Source organism: Donghicola sp. (assembly GCF_025210255.1).
GTDB classification, from domain to species: domain Bacteria; phylum Pseudomonadota; class Alphaproteobacteria; order Rhodobacterales; family Rhodobacteraceae; genus Donghicola; species Donghicola eburneus.
Genome location: NZ_JAOARZ010000008.1, coordinates 49,926 through 70,041, shown reverse-complemented (window position 1 = coordinate 70,041; position 20,116 = coordinate 49,926). Strand labels below are relative to the sequence as shown.

The following is a 20,116-nucleotide window of genomic DNA, read 5'->3' as shown; positions in this document are numbered from 1 at the left end:
ACAAAACACAGCCACACCGCGCGCGTCCGGCATGTTCCGGACCCCGATGGACTGTGCAAAGAGATACCATGGGAAAGAAAATGCTCATCGACGCCACCCACGCGGAAGAGACCCGCGTCGTGGTGGTTGACGGAAACAAGGTTGAGGAATTTGACTTTGAGTCCGAAAACAAACGCCAGCTTGCTGGCAACATCTATCTAGCAAAAGTTACAAGGGTCGAACCCTCTCTTCAGGCAGCATTTGTAGATTACGGCGGAAACCGCCACGGGTTCTTGGCGTTCTCGGAAATCCACCCCGATTACTACCAGATTCCGGTTGCAGATCGCGAAGCGCTTATGGCCGAAGAGCGTGCTCTGGCCGCTGAACAGCAATCCGACGACGAAGAAGAGAACGATCGCCCCAAGCGGTCGCGGTCCCGCTCGCGCCGGAAGAAGTCGGACAAGCCCGAAGCGGCCAAGACTGACGCGTCTACCGAAGACCAGGCAACCGAGGATAAGTCCGAAGCACCTGCTGAAGCTACCTCGTCCGAAAACGCCGTAGAGCCTGTAGCGGTCGAAGAGCCCGCAGCAGCTGTCGCCGATGCGCCGGTTGCCGAAGAAGCGCCCGCTGAAGCCGAGGCGGCTCCTGCCGAAGCAGAAGCCTCTGCGGAACCTGCCGCTGAGGAAGCGCCCGCAGCCGAGACCGCTACTGAAGAAGCGTCTGTCGAAGAAGCGCCTGCCGCAGAAGCCGAAGACGCTTCGGTCGAAGAGCAGGCGGCGGAAGAGACCCAAGCCGAAGATTCAGCGGCAGAAGAGGCTAAGGACGAAGATGGCGATGACCGTCCGCGTCCCGCTCAGGCTGCGCGCAACGATGACAGCGATGACGCGGTGGAAACCCGCGAAATCTCTGGCATGGAAACCATCGACCTTGATGACGCGGAAGAGGGCGCATCCGAAGAGACCAACGCCGACGACGCTCAGACATCTGACGACGCTCCGAAAGCGGAGGAGGCGGCCAAAGACGAAGGCGAAGCCAAGCAGCCGTCGAAGCCTAAGCGTAGCCCGCGCAAGTCGACCAAGAAAGCTGCCGTGGAAGAAACCGAAGAGGAGTCTGACGCAGACCCCAAATCGGAGATCGAATCGGTCGCCGAAGAGGACGAGTCCGAGGATATTCGCCCTGCGCGCAAGCCCCGCGCTCGCCGTTACAAGATCCAAGAAGTGATCAAGGTGCGCCAGATCATGCTGGTGCAGGTCGTGAAAGAAGAGCGCGGCAACAAAGGCGCGGCTCTGACAACCTACCTCAGCCTTGCTGGTCGGTATTGCGTCCTTATGCCCAACACGGCGCGTGGCGGTGGCATCAGCCGCAAGATCACCAATGCGGCTGACCGCAAGAAGCTGAAAGAGATCGCCGGTGAATTGGCCGTGCCGCTTGGCGCTGGCCTGATCATCCGCACCGCAGGCGCGCAGCGCACCAAGTCCGAGATCAAGCGCGACTACGAATACCTGCAGCGCATGTGGGAACAGATCCGTGAAAACACGCTGCAATCCGTCGCGCCCTGCAAGATCTACGAAGAAGGCGATCTGATCAAACGCTCGATCCGCGACCTGTACAACCGCGAGATTGACGAAGTTCTGGTAGAAGGCGATCGCGGCTACCGCAACGCCAAGGACTTCATGAAAATGATCATGCCGTCCCACGCCAAGAACGTGAAGCACTACAACGAGCGGATGCCTTTGTTCGCGCGCTACCAGGTGGAAAGCTACCTGAGCAGCATGTTCAACCCGACCGTCCAGCTGAAATCCGGCGGCTACATCGTGATCGGTGTGACCGAGGCGCTGGTGGCGATCGACGTGAACTCGGGCAAGGCGACCAAAGAAGGCTCGATCGAAGAGACCGCGCTGAAGACCAACCTCGAGGCCGCCGAAGAGGTGGCGCGCCAGCTTCGTCTGCGCGACTTGGCCGGTCTGATCGTCATCGACTTCATCGATATGGACGAGCGCAAGAACAACACCGCCGTCGAAAAGCGGATGAAGGACAAGCTCAAGACCGACCGCGCCCGCATTCAGGTGGGCCGCATCTCGGGCTTCGGCCTGATGGAAATGAGCCGTCAGCGTCTGCGTCCGGGTATGATCGAGGCGACCACCCAGCCGTGCCCCCATTGTCACGGCACAGGTCTGCTGCGCTCGGATGACAACGTGGCTCTGGCCATCCTGCGCCAGCTCGAGGAAGAGGGCGTGCGCGGGCGTAGCAAAGAAGCCTTGGTCAAGGTGCCGCTGCAGATCGCGAACTACCTGTTCAACCACAAGCGTGAACACATGGCGATGATCGAGAACCGCTACGGCATGGCCGTGCGGATCGAGGTTGACGGCAACCTGATCAGCCCTGATTTCTCGATCGAGAAGTTCAAGACAGCGGTCCGTGTGATCGGTGGCTTTGTCCCCGAGGCGGAAACGCTGGATACGTCGATCATGGATGCGCTGGACGCGGATAGCGACCAGCCCTCGGATGAGGACGACACCGCAGAAGAAGCGGCCGAAGCGAAAGCGCCCGAGCAGAAGCCCGAAGGGGATGACAACGGCAAGCCCAAGAAGCGCCGTCGCCGTCGCCGCCGTGGTGGCAAGAATAAAGAGGGCGATGAGGCCAAGTCGCAAGACGCCGAGGGCAAATCAGAGAATACCTCTGATGATAATGCTCAGGCCGTAGACAAACCCTCAGAGGCGCCCGCCGCAGACAGCACAAGCGAGCCCGCGCCTGCAACCGAAGAGCCGGCCAAGGAGGAGGCGCAGCCCGCGAGCGACGCGCCCGCGTCCGAAGAGCCTGCGCCTGAGGCCCCCGCTGAACCTGCTGAGCCCGCTGTCGAAGAGCAGCCTGCTGCCCCCAAAGCGCCTGTCGATTCACCCATTGTCGAGACCACAACGCCCGTCGAAGTGCCCGAGCCCGTCAGCGAACAGCCAGCGCCGGTGAGCGAAGTGCCCGAGCCTGTTCAAGAGGATACCGCACCCTCTGCGCCAGAGCCCGAGATTGCGCCTGAAGAGCCGTCGAATGAACCGCCGAAGCCCAAACGCACCGGCTGGTGGAGCGTATAACGATCCCAAGGGCGTCCCAAGCGGGCGCCCTTTTTCAATCGGACGCAGCGTAGATCGTTTGGCTGCATTGACCCGCCCAACAAACTTGTGAGAGGTCGCGACGTGACGCACGCGCGCCACATGCGGTAAGGAGAGATCATGTTCGGAATCGACCTCTTTGATGCAGGGCTTTTGCCCGCCATGATCGTTGCGCTGATCGCTGGGGTGATCAGTTTCCTTAGCCCGTGCGTGTTGCCGATTGTCCCGCCGTATCTGGCCTACATGAGCGGCGTCAGCCTGAATGACATGACCAAGGACGGCAGTGCCCGGGGGCGGACCTTGCTGGCCGCGCTTTTTTTCGTCTTGGGTCTGTCGACCGTCTTTCTGCTGCTCGGCTTTGCTGCCTCGGCGGTGGGGCGGGCGTTTCTGTCGTACCAAGGGTATTTTAACACCGGCGCAGGCATCCTCGTGATGGTGTTCGGCATGCACTTCCTTGGGGTGATCCGGATTGGCTTTCTCAGCCGCGAAGCGCGGATTGATGTTGGCGATCAGGGGGGATCGGCGTTCGGGGCCTATATCCTTGGGCTCGCGTTTGCCTTCGGTTGGACGCCCTGCATTGGCCCGCAGCTTGGCGCAATCTTGTCGCTGGCTGCCAGCGAGGCGAGCGTTGCGCGGGGCACGACGCTGTTGGCGGTGTATGCTTTGGGCCTTGGCCTGCCGTTCCTGATTGTGGCGGCGTTCCTGCCGCAAATGGGCGGGATCATGGGCTGGATGAAGCGCCACATGGAGCAGATCGAGCGTGTGATGGGCTTGCTGCTGTGGACCATTGGTCTGCTGATGCTGACAGGTGGCTTCTCGCGGTTCTCTTATTGGCTGCTGGAAACTTTTCCGGCTCTAGCGACACTGGGCTGAACTTTAGCCCTATCCCTTGGCCCATCTGCCATGTTTAATGCCCTTATATTAAGGGGTTGGCATGGACGAACGCTTTGACAGACCAGTGCGCCGTCGCCGGGTGTTTTACATTCCGGGGTTCGATCCCTATCCGCCGCGCCGCTACCGCGAATTCTATCGCAAAGAGGGTGCTGACCAAGCGCGCTACTCGGGATATCGGATCGCTCTGCGCGGGGCCGGCCCCGCAGCGTGGGAGGTGGATGCGACGATTGAGGACCAAGATGTGTCGGCCCGCGTCGACGTTTTGGTTTGGTCAGACATCGTAAATGCCTCGATGGATCAGGGGATCTTTGCGACTTACCTGCAGATGGTCCGGACGGCGTGGATTTATATCGGCTCGGGCGCACTGTTTCGTTTGATGCGGTTGCGGCGTGGGCCGGTGATCGCGGCGCTCTATCCGGTTGCGTTCCTGATGCTGCAATTGATCCTTGCGGCGACGGTTGCGGGATTGCTGGGATATATCGGCTACGAGTTGCTCCCGCTTAGCCTCTGCTGGATCGGCTTTGTTTTCGGCTTGGTCGCGGCGGTGATGCTGCTGCGCGCGGGGCGGCGGATGGATAATCGTATTCTCGCCTATTACCTGATGCACGACTACGCATTTTCCGCAGGTCTGCGCGGGGCCTATCCGCCCGCGCTCGAGTCGCGCTTAAACGCGTTTCAGGATCAGATCGCGGCCGCTATGGCCGACCCAGACACGGACGAAGTGCTGGTGGTCGGCCATTCTTCAGGGGCTTATCTTGGTGTGTCTGTGCTGGCCGATCTTCTCCGCGATGGGCGACTGGGGCAGAGCCATGCGGCCGTTGGATTTCTAAGTCTGGGGCAGGTGGTTCCGATGGTGTCCTTTCTGCCCAATGCCGACAGATTGCGGCGTGACCTTCATGATCTGAGCCAAACAGACGCTCTGGCGTGGGTCGATATCACCGCCCTTGGCGATGGCTGTGCCTTTGCGCTGTGTGATCCGGTTGCGGTGAGCGGCGTGGCACCAGAGGCTGGCCAGCGTTGGCCGCTTGTCATCTCTGCTGCCTTCTCGCGTACGCTTGGGGCAGAGCAGTGGAAGCGTCTGCGCCGTGCGTGGTTTCGTCTGCATTTCCAATATCTTTACGCGCTGCCACAGGCCGAGGATTACGACTATTTCCGCGTGACGGCGGGGCCACAGACTTTGGCGGCGCGCTATGCGGAACGCGCCCCATCGCCATCGACGATCCGCAAACCGATCTCTGGCTACCGGAGTATGTCCTCGTGATCCCGCCAAAGCCCGCCGCCCGACAGGACAAGGTGTCCCTCTGGCGCTACCTCAAACTCTTTCGCCAAGATATCCTGTCCGCGCAACCGCAACGCCTGTATCGGGCGTGGATGGCCGAATTCAAAACGGCGTTCTTTCGGTCCTATTTGGTGAATCAGCCTGAACTGGTTGATTTGGTGCTCAAGGGCAGGCCGATGGACTTTCCCAAGTCCGACCGCGTGAGCGAAGGGTTGCGGCCGCTTCTTGGGCGGTCCGTCTTTTTGACCAACGGGGCAGAGTGGGAACGGCAGCGCCGCATTATTGACCCTGCCTTCGAAGGTGGGCGTTTGCGCGACACCTATCCGGCCATGTGGGCCGCTGCTCAGGCGGCGGTTCAACGCATGGATGGCCATGTGGGGCAGGTGATTGATATCGAGCCAGAGACAAGCCACGTCGCAGCTGATGTTATATTTCGCACATTGTTCACAATTCCGATCGAGCATGAAATCGCGAGCCAAGTCTTCCACGAATTTCGCGCGTATCAGCGCAGCCAGCCGATCCTGAATTTGGCAGCCTTTATCCCACTGCCAAAATGGATGCCGCGGTTTTTTCGCAAGGACACCAAGGACAGTGCGCGCCTGATCCGCCGGTTGATCACCCAACTGACGGCCGAACGTATGGACGCCATTCGCGCGGGGACCGCGCCCGACGATCTGGCGACCAAGATTATGACCACCGCGGACCCCGAAACCGGAGAGACCTTTACCACCGAGGAGATGGTGGATCAGGTGGCGATCTTCTTCTTGGCGGGGCATGAAACCAGCGCGTCGGCGTTGGGCTGGTCGCTCTATCTGATGGCGCTCTATCCAGAATGGCAGGACAAAGTCGCCGCAGAGGCCGAGGCATTGAAAACAGGTGATTTTTCCGAGGTTTCTTCGTTGAAGATCAGCCGAGATGTGTTCCGCGAGGCTTTGCGGCTTTACCCGCCCGTGCCCATGATGGTCCGCGAAACGACACAGCCCGAGTGCTTCCGTGATCGCAAGGTCCCCAAGGGGTCGCAGATCGTCCTCAGCCCATGGCATCAGCAGCGGCACGAACGGCTGTGGGACAACCCCGACGGCTTTGATCCCGACCGGACCAAAACCGAAGAGGGCCGCGCCGCATCGCGCTGCGCCTACATGCCGTTTTCAGCGGGGCCGCGCGTCTGTACAGGGGCGGGCTTTGCGATGGTCGAGGGGCCGTTGATCCTGTCGATGCTGCTCAAGCATTTCCGGTTCAAACTCACCGATTCTGCGCCGCCAATACCGGTCGCACACCTCACTTTGCGGTCCGCCAATGGCATATATCTGGAGGTCGAGCGCCGTTAGCGTTAAATGTTAGCGTTAAACATAACAGTGTTTGCGCTAAACATCACTTAAAACTCTATGCTGATCCCGTGAGATGGGTTAAAAACCCCACAAGGTTTTAACGCATCGAAGGGATTTTCAGATCATGGCCAAGGACACTGTACTCGAGCAGAGCCAAGCCGATCGCATTGCAGCGGGCGCGGGTTTTATTGCCGCTTTGGACCAGAGCGGTGGCTCGACCCCCAAGGCTCTGAAGCAGTACGGCGTTGAAGAGGATGCGTACTCGACCGAAGAAGAGATGTTCGGTCTGATCCACGACATGCGCTGCCGCATCATGACCGCGCCCGAGTTTACTTCGGAAAAGGTTCTAGGTGCGATCCTGTTCGAGCGCACCATGCGCGGTGAAGTCGCCGGCATGCCCGTGCCCACCTACCTGTGGGAAGAGCGCGGCGTTGTTCCCTTCCTGAAGATCGACAAGGGCATGGAAGACGTCAAAGACGGCGCTCAGATCCTGAAGCCGATCCCCGGCCTGACCGAACTGCTGGCGACTGCCCGTGAGTTCGGCATCTTTGGCACCAAAGAGCGCTCGGTGATCCACGAAGCGAACGAAACCGGCATTGCAGCGGTTGTGGCGCAGCAGTTTGAACTGGGCAAAGAAGTCATCGCAGCTGGTCTGGTGCCGATCGTCGAGCCCGAAGTTCTGATCGACAGCCCCACCAAAGCCGAAGCAGAAACCATTCTGAAGGCCGAGATCGAAAAGCAGCTGGACCTGCTGGACGAGACCCAGAACGTCGTTCTGAAGCTGACCATCCCCACCGAAGCTGGCCTCTATGACAGCCTCGCTGATCATCCCCGCGTTCTGCGCGTTGTGGCTCTGTCGGGTGGTTACTCGACCGCAGATGCTTGCGAGAAGCTCTCGAAGAACGAGAAGATGATCGCATCGTTCAGCCGTGCACTGGCCGAAGGCCTGAGCGCACAGCAGTCGGATGACGAGTTCAATGCCGCGCTGGCAGAGAACATCAACAAGATCTATAGCGCCTCGGTCTAATCCGAGCGTTTACAGATAGATAGAGCGGGGTCTTCATCCAGAAGGCCCCGTTTTTCTTTGCAGGAATGGGTGGGGAATTCAGTCCAGTTTCGCCTGATACCAGCGCAGCACAAAGACCCGAATGGCCGAGGCCAGCCCCTCGCTTTCCGGATCGCGTCGAACGTCGATTTCAGCCGCGAGCTGATTGATCGGTTTTTCCTGAGCCTCGGCAATAGCGCGGAAGGCTTGCCAGAACGGCTCTTCCAAAGAAACAGAGGTCCGATGCCCGCGCAGGGTCAGTGACCGTTTGATGGGGCCGCCGCTCATTCGTCGTCGCGCTTGTGCTGGTTTAGGTGACGCTCGGCTTTCTCGGCCTCAATAGCGTCGCGCTGCTTTTCGGCTTTGGTGCGTCCGAATTTGGCAGCGTTCTGATCAGCACGGGCCTTTTTCTCGGCCCGTGCTTTGTCTTTGCGAAACCGGTTCAGATTGACCGGCGCGGCCATTACTTGGGGCCGATCATGTCTTCGGGGCGGACAACGCGGTCAAAGGTTTCTTCGTCCACAAAGCCAAGAGCGATCGCCTCTTCTTTCAGAGTGGTGCCGTTCTTGTGCGCGGTCTTCGCAACCTTGGTGGCGTTGTCGTAGCCGATGGTCGGGGCCAATGCGGTTACCAGCATCAGCGACTCTTTCATCAGCTTGTCGATGCGCGCGGTGTTCGCCTGCGTGCCAACAACCATGTTGTCGGTGAAGGCAGAAGCGGCATCACCCAAGAGCTGGATCGACTGCAGAACGTTGTACGACATCATCGGGTTGTACACGTTCAGTTCGAAGTGACCCTGCGAGCCCGCGAAACCAACTGCCGCATCGTTGCCCATGACGTGGGCGCACACCATGGTCAGCGCTTCGGCCTGAGTGGGGTTCACTTTGCCGGGCATGATCGACGAGCCGGGCTCGTTTTCGGGCAGGATCAGTTCGCCAAGACCCGAACGGGGACCCGAACCCAAGAGACGCATGTCGTTCGCGATTTTGAACAGCGAACCGGCCACAGTCTTCAGCGCGCCCGAGAACATGACCATTGCGTCGTGCGCGGCCAGTGCTTCGAACTTGTTGGGGGCGGTGACGAAGGGCAGGCCGGTGATCGCTGCGATCTCGGCGGCGACCTTCTCGGCAAAGCCCTTGCGGGTGTTCAGACCGGTGCCAACCGCGGTGCCGCCCTGCGCCAGTTCGTAGATGTCGGGCAGGCAGGCTTCGACGCGCTTGATGCCTTGAGCAACCTGATGGGCGTAGCCACCGAATTCCTGACCCAGAGTCAGCGGGGTCGCGTCTTGGGTGTGGGTCCGGCCGATCTTGATGATCTCCTTGAACTCTTCGGACTTGGCGGCCAGAGCGGCGTGCAGCTTGCGCAGGCCGGGCAGCAGGACGTCGCGGGTGTGCATGCCGATGGCGACGTGCATCGCAGTCGGGAAGGTGTCGTTCGACGACTGGCCCATGTTGCAGTGATCGTTCGGGTGCACGGGCTTTTTGCTGGCCAACTCGCCACCCAGCATTTCGATCGCGCGGTTCGAGATGACCTCGTTCGCGTTCATGTTCGACTGGGTGCCGGAACCGGTCTGCCAGACAACCAGCGGGAAGTTGTCGTCAAACTTGCCTTCGATCACTTCGGTGGCAGCGGCTTGGATCGCCTTGGAAAGTTCCGCGTCCAGATCGCCAAAGCTTTCGTTCACGATGGCCGCAGCCTTTTTCACCACACCCAGAGCGCGGATGACAGGCACGGGCTGCTTTTCCCAGCCGATGGGGAAGTTCATGATCGAGCGCTGGGTCTGCGCGCCCCAATACTTGTCTGCGGGAACTTCGAGAGGACCAAAGCTGTCGGTTTCGGTACGGGTATCGGCCATGAGGCAACCTCCTGTATAACGGTTGCCGTGGGTTTACAGGCAGAAAAGCCCTGTCGCAATCGCGTCAGGGCCTTGGATAGCGTTAACGGGGTCGAAAAATCGCCTATGTGATCACAAATTTAAAGGGTGTGATCGCAGTTACTTGCGGAATTTGTCCAAGCTGACGATTTCGGCGTCGGTGGTGGGCTCTTCCTCAACCTCGGCCAGTTCGATGTCGAGTTCATCCTCTTCCTCGTCCTCTTCGCCAACGCTTTCGAAGCGGAGGCCAAATTCGACCGAGGGGTCCACGAAAGTGCGGATCGCATCATAGGGGATATACAGGCGTTCGGGGCTGTCACCGAAGTTCAGCGTGACGCCAAAGCCATCGGGATCAACATCCAGAGAGTCGAACCAGTGCTGCAGCACGACAGTCATTTCCGTGGGATAGCGCTGAACCAGCCAGTCCGCCAGCTCGACACCCTCGGCACCCGTGGAGAAAGTGATAAAGAAATGGTGCTCACCCGGCAGGCCGTCCTGTGCCACGCCTTCCAGAACCTGACGGATCAGGCCCCGCATCGCAGCGTGCATCAGATTGCCGTAGTCGATATCGCCCATTTCAAGTGCCTCCGATTTTCAATCAGCATAGTACATCGAAAAGCAAACTAAAGGGGAGAATGCAATCAGATTGCGTAGATGCCTGATGCCAAGCCGAAAATTGCGGTCACAAGAAGGGTCTTTTCGATCCCAATCTTCAGCAACAGCAGCATAACGGCAGCCTGCAATGCCAATGCCACCGAGATCAGATCCAGCGAGGCCCAGTCTGGCGCAATGACATTCACGGGACCAAGGGACGCTTCGCCCACGGAGCCAAAGAAAACATGGGCTGCGAACCAGATCGACAGGTTCAGAATGACCCCAACCACCGCCGCTGTGATGGCGGCCAGCGCCCCTCTGAGGCGGGGCATCGAGGACAGCAAATCGAGGTAGGGCGCGCCCACAAAGATCCACAGAAAGCATGGCACAAAGGTCACCCAGAGAGACAGGGCGCCCGCGGCCAGCGCCACCGCAGGACCGCCCTCGGCAAAGCCGGCGAGCAGCGCGACGAACTCTGTCACCAGAATCAGCGGGCCCGGTGTCGTTTCGGCAAGGCCGAGCGCGTCGATCATTGCTTCGGGGGAAATCCAGCCATAAGCGGACACGACTTCTTGGGCCATATAAGCGAGGACCGCGTAGGCTCCGCCAAAGGTCACAATCGCCAGCTTGCTGAAGAAGAGTGCGATGTCAGTGAAAAATGGTGCCTCCAGCGCAATGCAAAGCGCGATGGGAGCGGTCCACAAGGCAGACCAGAAGATCAGCGTTTGAAGGGTTTTGGGCTTGACGACAGGGTCTGATGGTGTCGCGCTGTCGTTCTTACTGCGGATCGCACCAATGATCCCTGCAACCGCGATAACGATAGGAAATGGGATATGCAGCGCAAAGAGGCTGAGAAAGCCCGCACCTGCGATTATCCAGTCGGTCGCATGGTGCAGCGCCCGCTTTGCTACCTTGTAGAGCGCCTGAAGGACGATGATCGTCACAGTCGCCTTGATCCCGACGAAGGCGGCTTGGACCCAAGGGATGTTCCCGAAATAGGCGTACCCCAGCGCGAGCGCCGCAACGACCAGCGCGCCAGGGATCACAAATAGCAGGCCCGCAATCAGACCACCCAAGGTCCCGCGCAGTCTCCAGCCTGCATAGGTGGCCAGCTGCATCGCCTCTGGTCCCGGCAAGAGCATGCAGAACGAGAGTGCACGCAGAAACTGCTCTTCTTTCAGCCAGTCCCGATCTTCGACCAACTCTTTGTGCATCAACGCAATCTGCGCGGCCGGTCCGCCAAAGGACAGAACGCCGATGCGGCCAAAGACTTGGAAGAGCGTGCGAATGTCAGGAGCCATCAAGAAAGCCCTCGTATGTGTCGTGCGCCGGTAGGCCTATGGGCTTGGCAGGGAAACGCAAGCGAAATCAGCGCACTGTGATGAAACCTTCACATAGCGCCGTGATGCGTGCGGCTGTCCAAAGGCGCTTCGTCGCGCGCCTCCATCCCGTAGTCGCGCATCACATGGGACACGCGCAGTCGGTAATCCTCGAAAAAGCGCTGACGCCCCATCTCTTGGGCGCCGCGATGGGCGGTGAGCTTGCGCCAGCGTTGGACGGCCTCTTCATCTTCCCAAAATGACAGAGATAAAAGCTTGCCCGGTGTGGTCAGGCTTTCAAATCGCTCCACGCTGATGAATCCGTCGAACCCCTCAAGGTGCTCTTTCATGCGGGCGGCCATATCTAGATAGGGGCCCATCATGCCCTCTTTTGGGGTCACTTCGAAAATCACTGCGATCATATCTCTCCTCCCACGATGCCGAGGTAGAGTGTCCGAGCCGTGCTGATTGTCAAAGGATTTTGTTGCGGGCGCCGTTCGGCAGCCCGCGGGGTTAGCGCGCGGAGCTCAGGTAAGAAACGGCAGCCTGCGCGAGAGTGGCCGAAGCAGCGACACCGTCGATCAAGACCACGCCTGTGCGCGTGGTCAGATCCTGCCGCAAGGGGGCCATTCCCGCACAGCCCAAGATAACCGCGCCAGCCTTGGTGTCGCGTGCCGCCTGATTGATGCAGGTCGCAAGATGAGCGCGGGTTTCTTCTGACCCCTCGTCGATGGTCAGGACGGGCAGGTCGCTGGCCAGAACGCCCGCACAGTTGGGGGCGTAGCCGCCGCTATTGATATTGCCCTCGATCACAGGAATCGAAATCGGCAAAGAGGTCATGACTGCGAACCTTCGCCCCAGAACCGCGGCCATCACATAAGAGGACTGACCGATCCCAAGGACGGGCAGGGATGTCATGCCCTGCGCCTCGGCCAATCCTGTGTCGTCAAAGCAGCCGATCACGACAGCATCTGCCCCGTCTGCCTCGGCCTGCGCAATCCGCGCCAGCACGCCTGGCAAGGCCGCTTCGCCATCCGCCGCCCCTTGGATCGCGGGCGGTCCGTCATGGTTGGTCAAGCCGATGATCTGCGCGCTCGGTAGAACCTGCGCTGCGACCGCGACCATGGCGTCTGTCATCGCCACAGTCGCGTTGGGGTTCACGTAAGCGATTTTCATCAGACCGCTTTCCCAGCGTCATTGCCCATCTTGGCGCGGCGTTTCGCCATAATCCGGACCGATATCAGGAAGACCCCGATAATGCCAAAAGAGAAGAGCGTGGTCAGCGTGCCGAGCGCATAGATCACCGGTGTGGTCACGTTGGTGGTCATGCCAAACACCTCAAGCGGTAGGGTGTTGTAGCTCCCCGATGTCAGCAGGGTCCGCGCGAATTCGTCGTAGGACAAGGTGAACCCGAACAAAGCCACACCAATCAGAGAGGGTGCAATGATGGGCAGAACCACGTGGCGGATGGTTTGCCACTGGGTCGCCCCTTGGTCCCGCGCGGCTTCCTCGTAGGATTTGTCAAATCGGTTGAAGACGGCAAACATGATCAGCAGACCAAAGGGCAGGGTCCATGTCAGCTGCGAGCCAAACCCAGAGGTCGCCCAATGAATTTTTAGGCCCAGCTGGTTAAAGATTAGGCCGACCCCCAGCGAGATCAGGATCGACGGGATCACCAACGATGTGATCGCCATGTAGAACAGAACGCCAGAGCCCTTGAACCGTTTGCGGAAGGCCAGACCGGACATTACCGACACGACAACGGTTGTGACCATGACCATTAGCCCCAAGGCAAAGGACCGGCGAAACGCGCCCCAGATATCCCCGACGGCCTGCTGCTCGAAGAGCTCGCGGAACCAGTGGAGTGACACGCCGCGCATGGGGAAGGTCAGACCGCCCGTGGGCCCTTGGAACGACAGAATGCCAATGGTCAGCGTGGGACCATACAGGAACAGAACAAACAGGCCAAAGAACGCTGCCAGTACGTAGAAGGAAAGAGACCGCTTTTCCATGACTTACAGCTCCTTGCGAATGTTGACAAAGCGCAGCAGGATCCCGATCACAATCAGAACGGTGATCAGTAGCACCACAGAGGTCGCCGCTGCTGACGGATACTGTAGCAGCGAAATATCGTTGGAGATCAGACGGCCGACATTGGCCTTTTGTGAGCCAGACATGAAGCGCACGGTGATAAAGTCGCCCATCACCAGCGTCACCACAAAGATCGTGCCGATCATGATGCCAGGCTTGGTGAGCGGCAGGATCACATGACGCAGGGTTTGCATCGCGGTGGCGCCGTTATCGACCGCCGCTTCGATCAGGGACCGATCGATCCGCATCATGGTGTTAAAGATCGGGACCACCATGAACAGCGTATAGAGGTGGACAAACGCCAGAATGACCGAGAAATCCGAATAAAGCAGCCATTCCAGCGGCTCATCAATTACGCCCCACGAAATCAGCGTCGAGTTTGCGATCCCGTTGCGCCCCAGAAACGGAATCCAAGAGATCATCCGGATGATGTTCGAGGTCCAGAACGGAATGGTACACAGCAAAAACAGTGCGATTTGCATTGACTGCGTGCGTACATGGAATGCCAGAAAATATGCCACCGTAAACCCGATGGCCAAGGTAAACGCCCACGTAATGAAGGCGTATTTGAAGGTCGCAAAGAACACCTTCCACACCACAGCCGATCCGAACAGATAGCTGTAGTTGTCAAACTGAAAGGCAGGATAGATCGAAAACTCGGTCGCGCCCCAAAAGCTTACCACGACGATCATGATAATAGGTGCAATTAGGAAACACCCTAGAACCACGGTCAGAGGCACAGCCTGGAGCCACCCTGTGACATGCCGGCTCATCGCCATAAATCCATCCCCGGGGCGACTGCCCCTTTCATCTTTGCGCTAAATACTCTGGGGTGAATGGGCGGGCCCAAAGGCCCGTCCAGAGGGGCAACGCCCCTGCAAATCCGCCGCTTATGCCGCGATGAATTCGTTCCACTTGCGAACCATGTACTGGTTCTCGTCCATGACGGCGTTCCAGCACGCCACCGAACCCATGCGCTCTTCGAACGAGCCACCGTCGCGGGTTTCGCCCGCTTGGGCCAGCACGTCGCCGAAGGGCGAGGTGATTTCGCCGGTCGCTTCTTTGCCCTCGAACCAGTAGCCCCATTCGTTTTCGGACATGTAGTTCTTGGAGGTTTCGGGAACCGCCGAGTAGTAGCCCTGACGCATCAGGAAGCCGCCGACCCAGCCGTCGAGGTACCAGTTGATGTATTCGTAGGCTGCATCCAGCTCCATGCCGCTCAGCGACTTGGACAGGCCCAGACCGCCGCCCCACGAACGGTAGCCTTCCTTCAGAGGCTGGTAGACGCAGGGGATGCCGCGCGATTTCACAGCGGTGATCGCAGGCGACCACATGGACTGGATCACAACCTCGCCCGACGCCATCAGGTTGACCGACTCGTCAAAGGTTTTCCAGAACGCGCGGAACTGGCCAGCACGCTTGGCTTCGGTAAAGATCGCAAAAGTCGCGTCGATCTCTTCCTTGGTCATGTTGCCTTTGTCGCCGTACTGGATTTCGCCCATGGCTTCGCAGACCATTGCCATGTCCATGATACCGATCGACGAAATGTCGAGGATCGAAGCTTTGCCTTTGAACTCGGGGTTCAGCAGCTCGGCCCAAGTGTTGATGGGTCGGTTGATCAGGTCAGGACGGATGCCCAGAGTGTCTGCGTTATAGATGGTGGGGATCAAGGTCATCCAGTTGGTTTCCTGATCCGCAAAGGTGGTTGCGCCGGGCTCTTCGACAAAGCCAACGGTGTGGGGTGCAGTGCCCTGCGCGATGGTGCTTTCGGGGGTCAGTTTACCCGAACGGAAGATGCCAACGATCTTGTCGTAGTTCTTGATCTTGCTGGTATCCATCGCCTGCAGGTTGCCGGTCGGCCAAACCTTTTTACAGATCCAGTATTCGATATCCGCAATATCAAAGCTGTCGGGCTGGGTCGCTGCACGCTGGGTCACGCTGTCGGAATCCAGAGCGGTCATTTCCAGAGTGAAGCCAAGATCTTCTTTCACCTTCTGGCCGACTTCGTTCAGGTTCGACACGCCCGTGCCGAACTGGCGCAGGGTGATGTCTTTGATCTCCTGAGCCCAGACCATGGGTGCGGGCAGGGTCGATGCCGCAACGGCTGCTGCGCCGCTTTTCAGGATGGATCGACGGGAATAACGCATTTTCGACATAGTACTAAATCCCTGTTGTGGATTGAGGAGTTGCTTATGCTTGGAGGCGGTGAACCCGCCCTTCGTCCCAGACGAAGCTGACCGCTTCGCCGGTTTCTTTTGGTGCAGCAAAGAAGGCTGCTTCGGGCACGAGAGCCACGATCTCTTCTCCGGCGGGGGTGATCGCTGTCAGCGACACGTGGGCGCCTTGGTATTCCACGGCAGTCACGGTGGCGGGCAAGCCGGTGTCGGCCATGCGGACCTCATCGGCGCGCAATGCAATCTTGTGCCCTTCGAAGGAGATGACGTTGTGGCCGCCCATAAAGCGGGCCACGAATTCGGTGCGGGGGGCCATCCAGACGTCACGCGCCGGACCCGCCTGTTCGATGACGGCGTTGTTCATCACCACGATCTCGTCCGCCAGCGCCAGCGCTTCGTCCTGACCGTGGGTCACGTGAATAAAGGTGATGCCAAGTTCGCGCTGCAGCCGCTTAAGTTCAGTCCGCATGCGAATGCGCAGAAAGGGGTCGAGCGCGGACAGCGGTTCATCCAGCAAAAGGACGCGAGGTTTGGTCACCAGAGCGCGCGCCAGAGCCACACGCTGCTGCTGACCGCCAGAGAGTTGGTCGGGCAAGCGGTCGGCAAGGTGGGTCATGTCCACCAGTTCCAACATCTCGTCAGCCGCCTTGTGTCGGGTCGGCTTGTCCACGCCCTTCATGTGCAAGGAAAAAGCGACGTTGTCGCGCACGCTCAGGTGCGGAAACAGGGCGTAGTTCTGGAACATCATCGCCGTGCCGCGCTGTGCGGGCGACAGGTGCGAGATATCGTGCCCATCCAGCACAATCGAGCCGTCCGACACGCTCTCGTGTCCTGCGATCATGCGCAGGGTCGAGGACTTGCCGCAGCCCGAGGGTCCCAGAAGGCACACATAAGAGCCATTCAGAAACACATGATTGATGTTGTCCACCGCGGTGGTGTCCCCGTAGCGTTTGCTCAGGTGTACCAGTTCCAGATCCTGACCCGATCGCATGTGCTGTGCCCCTATGAGTTGCGTCTTGGGTTCACGTTGGTCTGTAAATTTCCTGACCGTGAAGAAAAAATCCGCATACGGCAGTGCAGAAACTTGAGATGGCGCGAAATTGAGCAGCTGGTGCAAAGCTGTGCACAAATCATAATCCAAAATCGTATACAATATCGTGCACGGAGGAATGCAGGACCTCCTGACTTGCGATTCGGGCCCGAAGTGGGGATCAGTGAAGCAATAAAATAGGGGTTCGGGCACATGGCACCCAAGGAAAAGGCAACAGATACAGCAAGCACCAAGGTCGCAGAGGCGCTGGCCGAAGCGATCCACGAGCATCGGATCGCCCCCGGAACGAAGTTGAACGAAGACGAAGTTGGCGAAGTCTATGGCGTCAGCCGGACAGTCATTCGCGCTGCATTGCAGCAGTTAGCCCATCAACGCTTGGTAGAGTTGAAGCGGAACCGTGGTGCTTTCGTTGCGCGGCCCACAGTGAAAGAGGCACGCGAAGTCTTTGAGGCCCGCGCGCTGCTCGAGCCGACCATGACCCGACACGCCGCAGAGCGGATGACCGAAGCGGACCTAGCGGTTTTGCAGTCCCACATTGATGCAGAGCACGCAGCACTCGCCGCAGGACAAACGGGCAAAGCACTGCAGCTCTCGGGGCAGTTCCACGTAGAGGTCGCGCGGATCGCGGATCAGGACACAATCGAAGAGATCATCGCACAGCTCGTCGCACGATCTTCGCTGATCATCGCGCTCTATTGGCAGAGGCGGGCGGCCCTGTGCGAAAGCAACGCGCACCACGCACTGATCAAGGCGCTGGCCAACAAGGATGGCGCATTGGCCGAAGAATTAATGAAGAACCACCTCTTGGACCTGCTGACATCGCTTGATCTGCGCGAGCAAACCTCGGCACCGCAGTCGCTGTCCGAAGCGTTAAAGGTCTGACGATGGTGGAAAGTGGAGGTTTCTGTTGCCAGGTACCTCCGAACCCCGCCTTACGCTGCTAGGCACAAGGACTTAGATTTCGGAAACTCCGACTGCTTACGCAGCCATTGCTACCGGAGCACGATTGTCGTTTGCAATTGTACTTGTTGAACCGATAACGGCGGTATCACACCGGGACAAAGCAAACCCCTTTAGACGTTCGTCGATCCTGTTTCGGCCCCATGATCCCAAACGATAGGATTTTTGGTGGAGCCGCCGGGTACCGCCCCCGGGTCCGATCCGCTTATTACGAGCGCGTTTATGTCCATAGTCGGTTGCCCGACGCGCTTAACCTACGAACTTATTGGCGGAATTCAAGAGGTCGTCTTCAGAATCCTGTATGGATTTTCTTGCCTGCGGGGGCGGGCTCGGTTTTCATAACCCCCGAGGATCGATTGCAAAAACACCGACAAAGGCGGGAACGTCCGATGCTGACCAAAGAATATTGCATAACGATGGCACGGTATAACGCGTGGCAGAACAGGGGGCTGCGCAAAATCCTGCAAGAGATGCCACGCGCCGAACTCACCAAGGATCGCGGCGCATTTTTTGGATCTATTTTTGCGACTGTGAATCATTTGCTGTGGGCGGACACCATGTGGATGTCCCGCTTCGAAGGAAAGCCGTCGCCGGGCGGGACGACCGAAGAGAGCAAGACATTTCAGCCCACTGCCGCCTCATGGTCCGGCGAGCGGTTCCGCATGGACGGCCACATCCTGATTTGGGCAGAAAGGGTGCGCGCGCTTGATTTGGTGTCGGACCTCAGTTGGCACTCTGGGCTTCTGGGGCGCGAGGTGTCGAAAAAAATGGGTGATTGCGTGATGCACTTTTTCAACCACCAAACCCATCATCGCGGGCAGGTGCACGTTATGTTGACCCAGATCGGGATCACACCAGAGCCAACAGATCTGTTCCTGATGCCCGAGTCGGGGCCATGGCTTTGACAGCTTTGAAATATTTCGACTTTTTGTGAACCATTGAGTGATCCGGAGCGTTTTGCCCAACGTACTAGTATGTAATTAAAACCAAGAGGCATTGCGTGGCAGAGACTTCTCCTATCATCGTCTGGTTCCGTCGGGACCTTCGTTTGTCCGACCATCCAGCACTTTGGGCCGCAATGTCGTCCGGACGCCCTGTCCTTCCAGTTTTCATTTGCGACAGGCTCGTCGAGCAGTTGGGCGCCGCGCCGAAATGGCGTTTGGGCCTTGGGGTGGAGCACCTGTCTGGATCGCTCAAGGACATTGGAAGCCGTCTCATCTTGCGCAAGGGCGACCCGACAGAGGTGCTTCGTGCGCTGATCGAAGAGACCGGCGCAGACACGGTGTATTGGTCGCGGGCCTATGATCCAGACAGTGTGGAGCGTGACAAGACGGTGAAAGCTGCTCTCAAAGACGATGGGATTGCGGCGGAAAGCCACCTTGGCCACTTGATGTTCGAACCCTGGACGGTCGAAACGGGCACGGGCGGCTACTACAAAGTCTTTACACCTTATTGGAAGAATGTGCGCGATCACGACGTTCCGCAGCCTTTGGGCCGCGTATCGAGCCTTGAGGCTCCATCGTCGTGGCCGGATTCGGACGATCTTGAGGACTGGGGCTTGGCCGATGACATGCGTCGTGGCGCGGATGTGGTCCGCCCGTTCGTCCAGTTGGGCGAGGATGCGGCGCAGGATCGTTTGGCCCACTTCATTGAAGACATCGTCGATGATTACGACACCCTTCGTGACTTACCCTCCGAAGATGGCACCAGCTGTCTGTCTGAAAACCTGTCCCTTGGCGAAATCAGCCCGCGCCAATGCTGGCATGCGGCTGCGCGCAAGCAGCACGAGGGCAGCAAAGGCGCTGAAACCTTTATGAAGGAATTGGCGTGGCGCGAGTTTGCCTACCATCTGATCTGGCACACGCCGCAAATCGCAACCGATAATTGGCGTGAAGAGTGGTCTGCATTCCCTTGGAACGAAAAGGAAAATGACGAGGTCAGGGCGTGGAAGCAGGGGCGGACAGGGATCCAGTTCGTCGACGCCGCCATGCGAGAACTTTATGTCACTGGTCGGATGCACAATCGGGCCCGCATGATTGTGGCCAGCTACTTGACCAAACATCTGCTGACTCATTGGAAAATCGGACAAAAATGGTTTGAGGACTGTTTGATTGATTGGGACCCCGCGTCGAACGCGATGGGGTGGCAATGGTCGGCAGGGTCAGGACCAGATGCCACGCCCTACTTCCGCGTATTCAACCCGGTGACGCAGCTCGACAAGTTCGACAAGCAGCGCAACTACGTGTCACGCTGGATCGCCGAAGGGCGCGGAAATCCCCACGAGGACGCTCTGAAGTATTTTGACGCGGTGCCGCGCAGCTGGAACCTGTCGCCGGACGACGATTATCCGAATGCGATCGTTAGCGCCGATGCGGGGCGGAAACGGGCACTTGATGCTTATGAAAACCGCGATTTTTGAAGACAC

19 protein-coding genes and 1 other RNA gene are annotated in these 20,116 nt (G+C 58.8%); 8 read left to right on the top strand and 12 right to left on the bottom strand.

The window, feature by feature from the left end; genetic code table 11:
* The first annotated feature begins 68 nt into the window (after window positions 1-68).
* From N4A58_RS01380 to N4A58_RS01360, 5 genes are all read left to right on the top strand, one after another.
* A complete protein-coding gene (locus N4A58_RS01380; RefSeq protein ID WP_293707220.1) occupies window positions 69-3,065 on the top strand; it encodes an Rne/Rng family ribonuclease in 2,997 nt (998 codons plus the stop codon).
* Window positions 3,066-3,203: 138 nt separating this feature from the next.
* Complete coding sequence (locus tag N4A58_RS01375) at window positions 3,204-3,956, top strand: cytochrome c biogenesis protein CcdA (protein ID WP_293707218.1); 753 nt, start codon at window positions 3,204-3,206, stop codon at window positions 3,954-3,956.
* A gap of 61 nt (window positions 3,957-4,017) precedes the next feature.
* Window positions 4,018-5,238 (top strand): hypothetical protein, encoded by a 1,221-nt coding sequence (locus N4A58_RS01370; protein ID WP_293707216.1) that lies wholly within the window; start codon window positions 4,018-4,020, stop codon window positions 5,236-5,238.
* Window positions 5,235-6,584 carry a cytochrome P450 gene (locus tag N4A58_RS01365; protein WP_293707214.1) on the top strand — a complete coding sequence of 450 codons (1,350 nt, stop codon included), beginning with the start codon at window positions 5,235-5,237 and terminating at the stop codon, window positions 6,582-6,584. The genes N4A58_RS01370 and N4A58_RS01365 overlap by 4 nt, the downstream gene beginning before the upstream one ends.
* Window positions 6,585-6,708: 124 nt before the next feature.
* On the top strand, window positions 6,709-7,611 hold the full coding sequence (locus tag N4A58_RS01360; RefSeq protein ID WP_293707212.1) for a fructose bisphosphate aldolase: 903 nt from the start codon (window positions 6,709-6,711) through the stop codon (window positions 7,609-7,611).
* Window positions 7,612-7,689: 78 nt separating this feature from the next.
* On the opposite strand, the gene N4A58_RS01355 is transcribed toward N4A58_RS01360, so the two are convergent.
* The 11 genes from N4A58_RS01355 to N4A58_RS01305 all read right to left on the bottom strand — a co-directional run bounded on the left by N4A58_RS01355 (window position 7,690) and on the right by N4A58_RS01305 (window position 16,671).
* Window positions 7,690-7,917: a ribbon-helix-helix domain-containing protein gene (locus tag N4A58_RS01355; protein ID WP_293707211.1), complete on the bottom strand. Its 228-nt coding sequence runs from the start codon at window positions 7,915-7,917 to the stop codon at window positions 7,690-7,692.
* A complete protein-coding gene (locus tag N4A58_RS01350; protein WP_293707210.1) occupies window positions 7,914-8,093 on the bottom strand; it encodes a DUF4169 family protein in 180 nt (59 codons plus the stop codon). Before N4A58_RS01350 ends, N4A58_RS01355 begins: the two co-directional genes overlap by 4 nt.
* Window positions 8,093-9,484, bottom strand: a complete 1,392-nt coding sequence (fumC, locus tag N4A58_RS01345) for a class II fumarate hydratase (protein ID WP_293707206.1) — start codon at window positions 9,482-9,484, stop codon at window positions 8,093-8,095. Before fumC ends, N4A58_RS01350 begins: the two co-directional genes overlap by 1 nt.
* Before the next feature lie 138 nt (window positions 9,485-9,622).
* The gene (locus N4A58_RS01340) at window positions 9,623-10,078 is read right to left on the bottom strand and encodes an SspB family protein (RefSeq protein WP_293707203.1); all 456 of its coding nucleotides are present in this window, start codon (window positions 10,076-10,078) and stop codon (window positions 9,623-9,625) included.
* Between the two features lie 65 nt (window positions 10,079-10,143).
* Window positions 10,144-11,397 carry a chromate efflux transporter gene (gene chrA / locus N4A58_RS01335; protein WP_293707200.1) on the bottom strand — a complete coding sequence of 418 codons (1,254 nt, stop codon included), beginning with the start codon at window positions 11,395-11,397 and terminating at the stop codon, window positions 10,144-10,146.
* Window positions 11,398-11,486: 89 nt separating this feature from the next.
* Entirely contained in the window at window positions 11,487-11,837 is a 351-nt protein-coding gene (locus N4A58_RS01330; RefSeq protein ID WP_293707197.1) for an antibiotic biosynthesis monooxygenase, read from the bottom strand.
* 91 nt (window positions 11,838-11,928) lie between these two features.
* Complete coding sequence (locus N4A58_RS01325) at window positions 11,929-12,591, bottom strand: aspartate/glutamate racemase family protein (RefSeq protein ID WP_293707194.1); 663 nt, start codon at window positions 12,589-12,591, stop codon at window positions 11,929-11,931.
* Window positions 12,591-13,427: an ABC transporter permease gene (locus N4A58_RS01320; protein WP_072706366.1), complete on the bottom strand. Its 837-nt coding sequence runs from the start codon at window positions 13,425-13,427 to the stop codon at window positions 12,591-12,593. The genes N4A58_RS01325 and N4A58_RS01320 overlap by 1 nt, the downstream gene beginning before the upstream one ends.
* Before the next feature lie 3 nt (window positions 13,428-13,430).
* Window positions 13,431-14,285, bottom strand: coding sequence for an ABC transporter permease (locus N4A58_RS01315; RefSeq protein WP_072706367.1), 855 nt, complete (start codon window positions 14,283-14,285; stop codon window positions 13,431-13,433).
* 111 nt (window positions 14,286-14,396) lie between these two features.
* Window positions 14,397-15,662, bottom strand: coding sequence for a PotD/PotF family extracellular solute-binding protein (locus tag N4A58_RS01310; protein WP_072706368.1), 1,266 nt, complete (start codon window positions 15,660-15,662; stop codon window positions 14,397-14,399).
* A gap of 34 nt (window positions 15,663-15,696) precedes the next feature.
* A complete protein-coding gene (locus tag N4A58_RS01305) occupies window positions 15,697-16,671 on the bottom strand; it encodes an ABC transporter ATP-binding protein (protein ID WP_293707185.1) in 975 nt (324 codons plus the stop codon).
* Between the two features lie 252 nt (window positions 16,672-16,923).
* Between N4A58_RS01305 and N4A58_RS01300 the strand changes: the two genes are divergently transcribed.
* Window positions 16,924-17,613: a GntR family transcriptional regulator gene (locus tag N4A58_RS01300; protein ID WP_072706370.1), complete on the top strand. Its 690-nt coding sequence runs from the start codon at window positions 16,924-16,926 to the stop codon at window positions 17,611-17,613.
* 11 nt (window positions 17,614-17,624) lie between these two features.
* Here the strand turns inward: N4A58_RS01300 and ssrA are convergent.
* Window positions 17,625-17,974: a transfer-messenger RNA gene (gene ssrA, locus N4A58_RS01295) on the bottom strand.
* Window positions 17,975-18,080: 106 nt separating this feature from the next.
* Between ssrA and N4A58_RS01290 the strand changes: the two genes are divergently transcribed.
* Entirely contained in the window at window positions 18,081-18,596 is a 516-nt protein-coding gene (locus N4A58_RS01290; protein ID WP_293707181.1) for a DinB family protein, read from the top strand.
* 95 nt (window positions 18,597-18,691) lie between these two features.
* Window positions 18,692-20,110 carry a deoxyribodipyrimidine photo-lyase gene (locus N4A58_RS01285; protein WP_293707178.1) on the top strand — a complete coding sequence of 473 codons (1,419 nt, stop codon included), beginning with the start codon at window positions 18,692-18,694 and terminating at the stop codon, window positions 20,108-20,110.
* Window positions 20,111-20,116 lie beyond the last annotated feature (6 nt).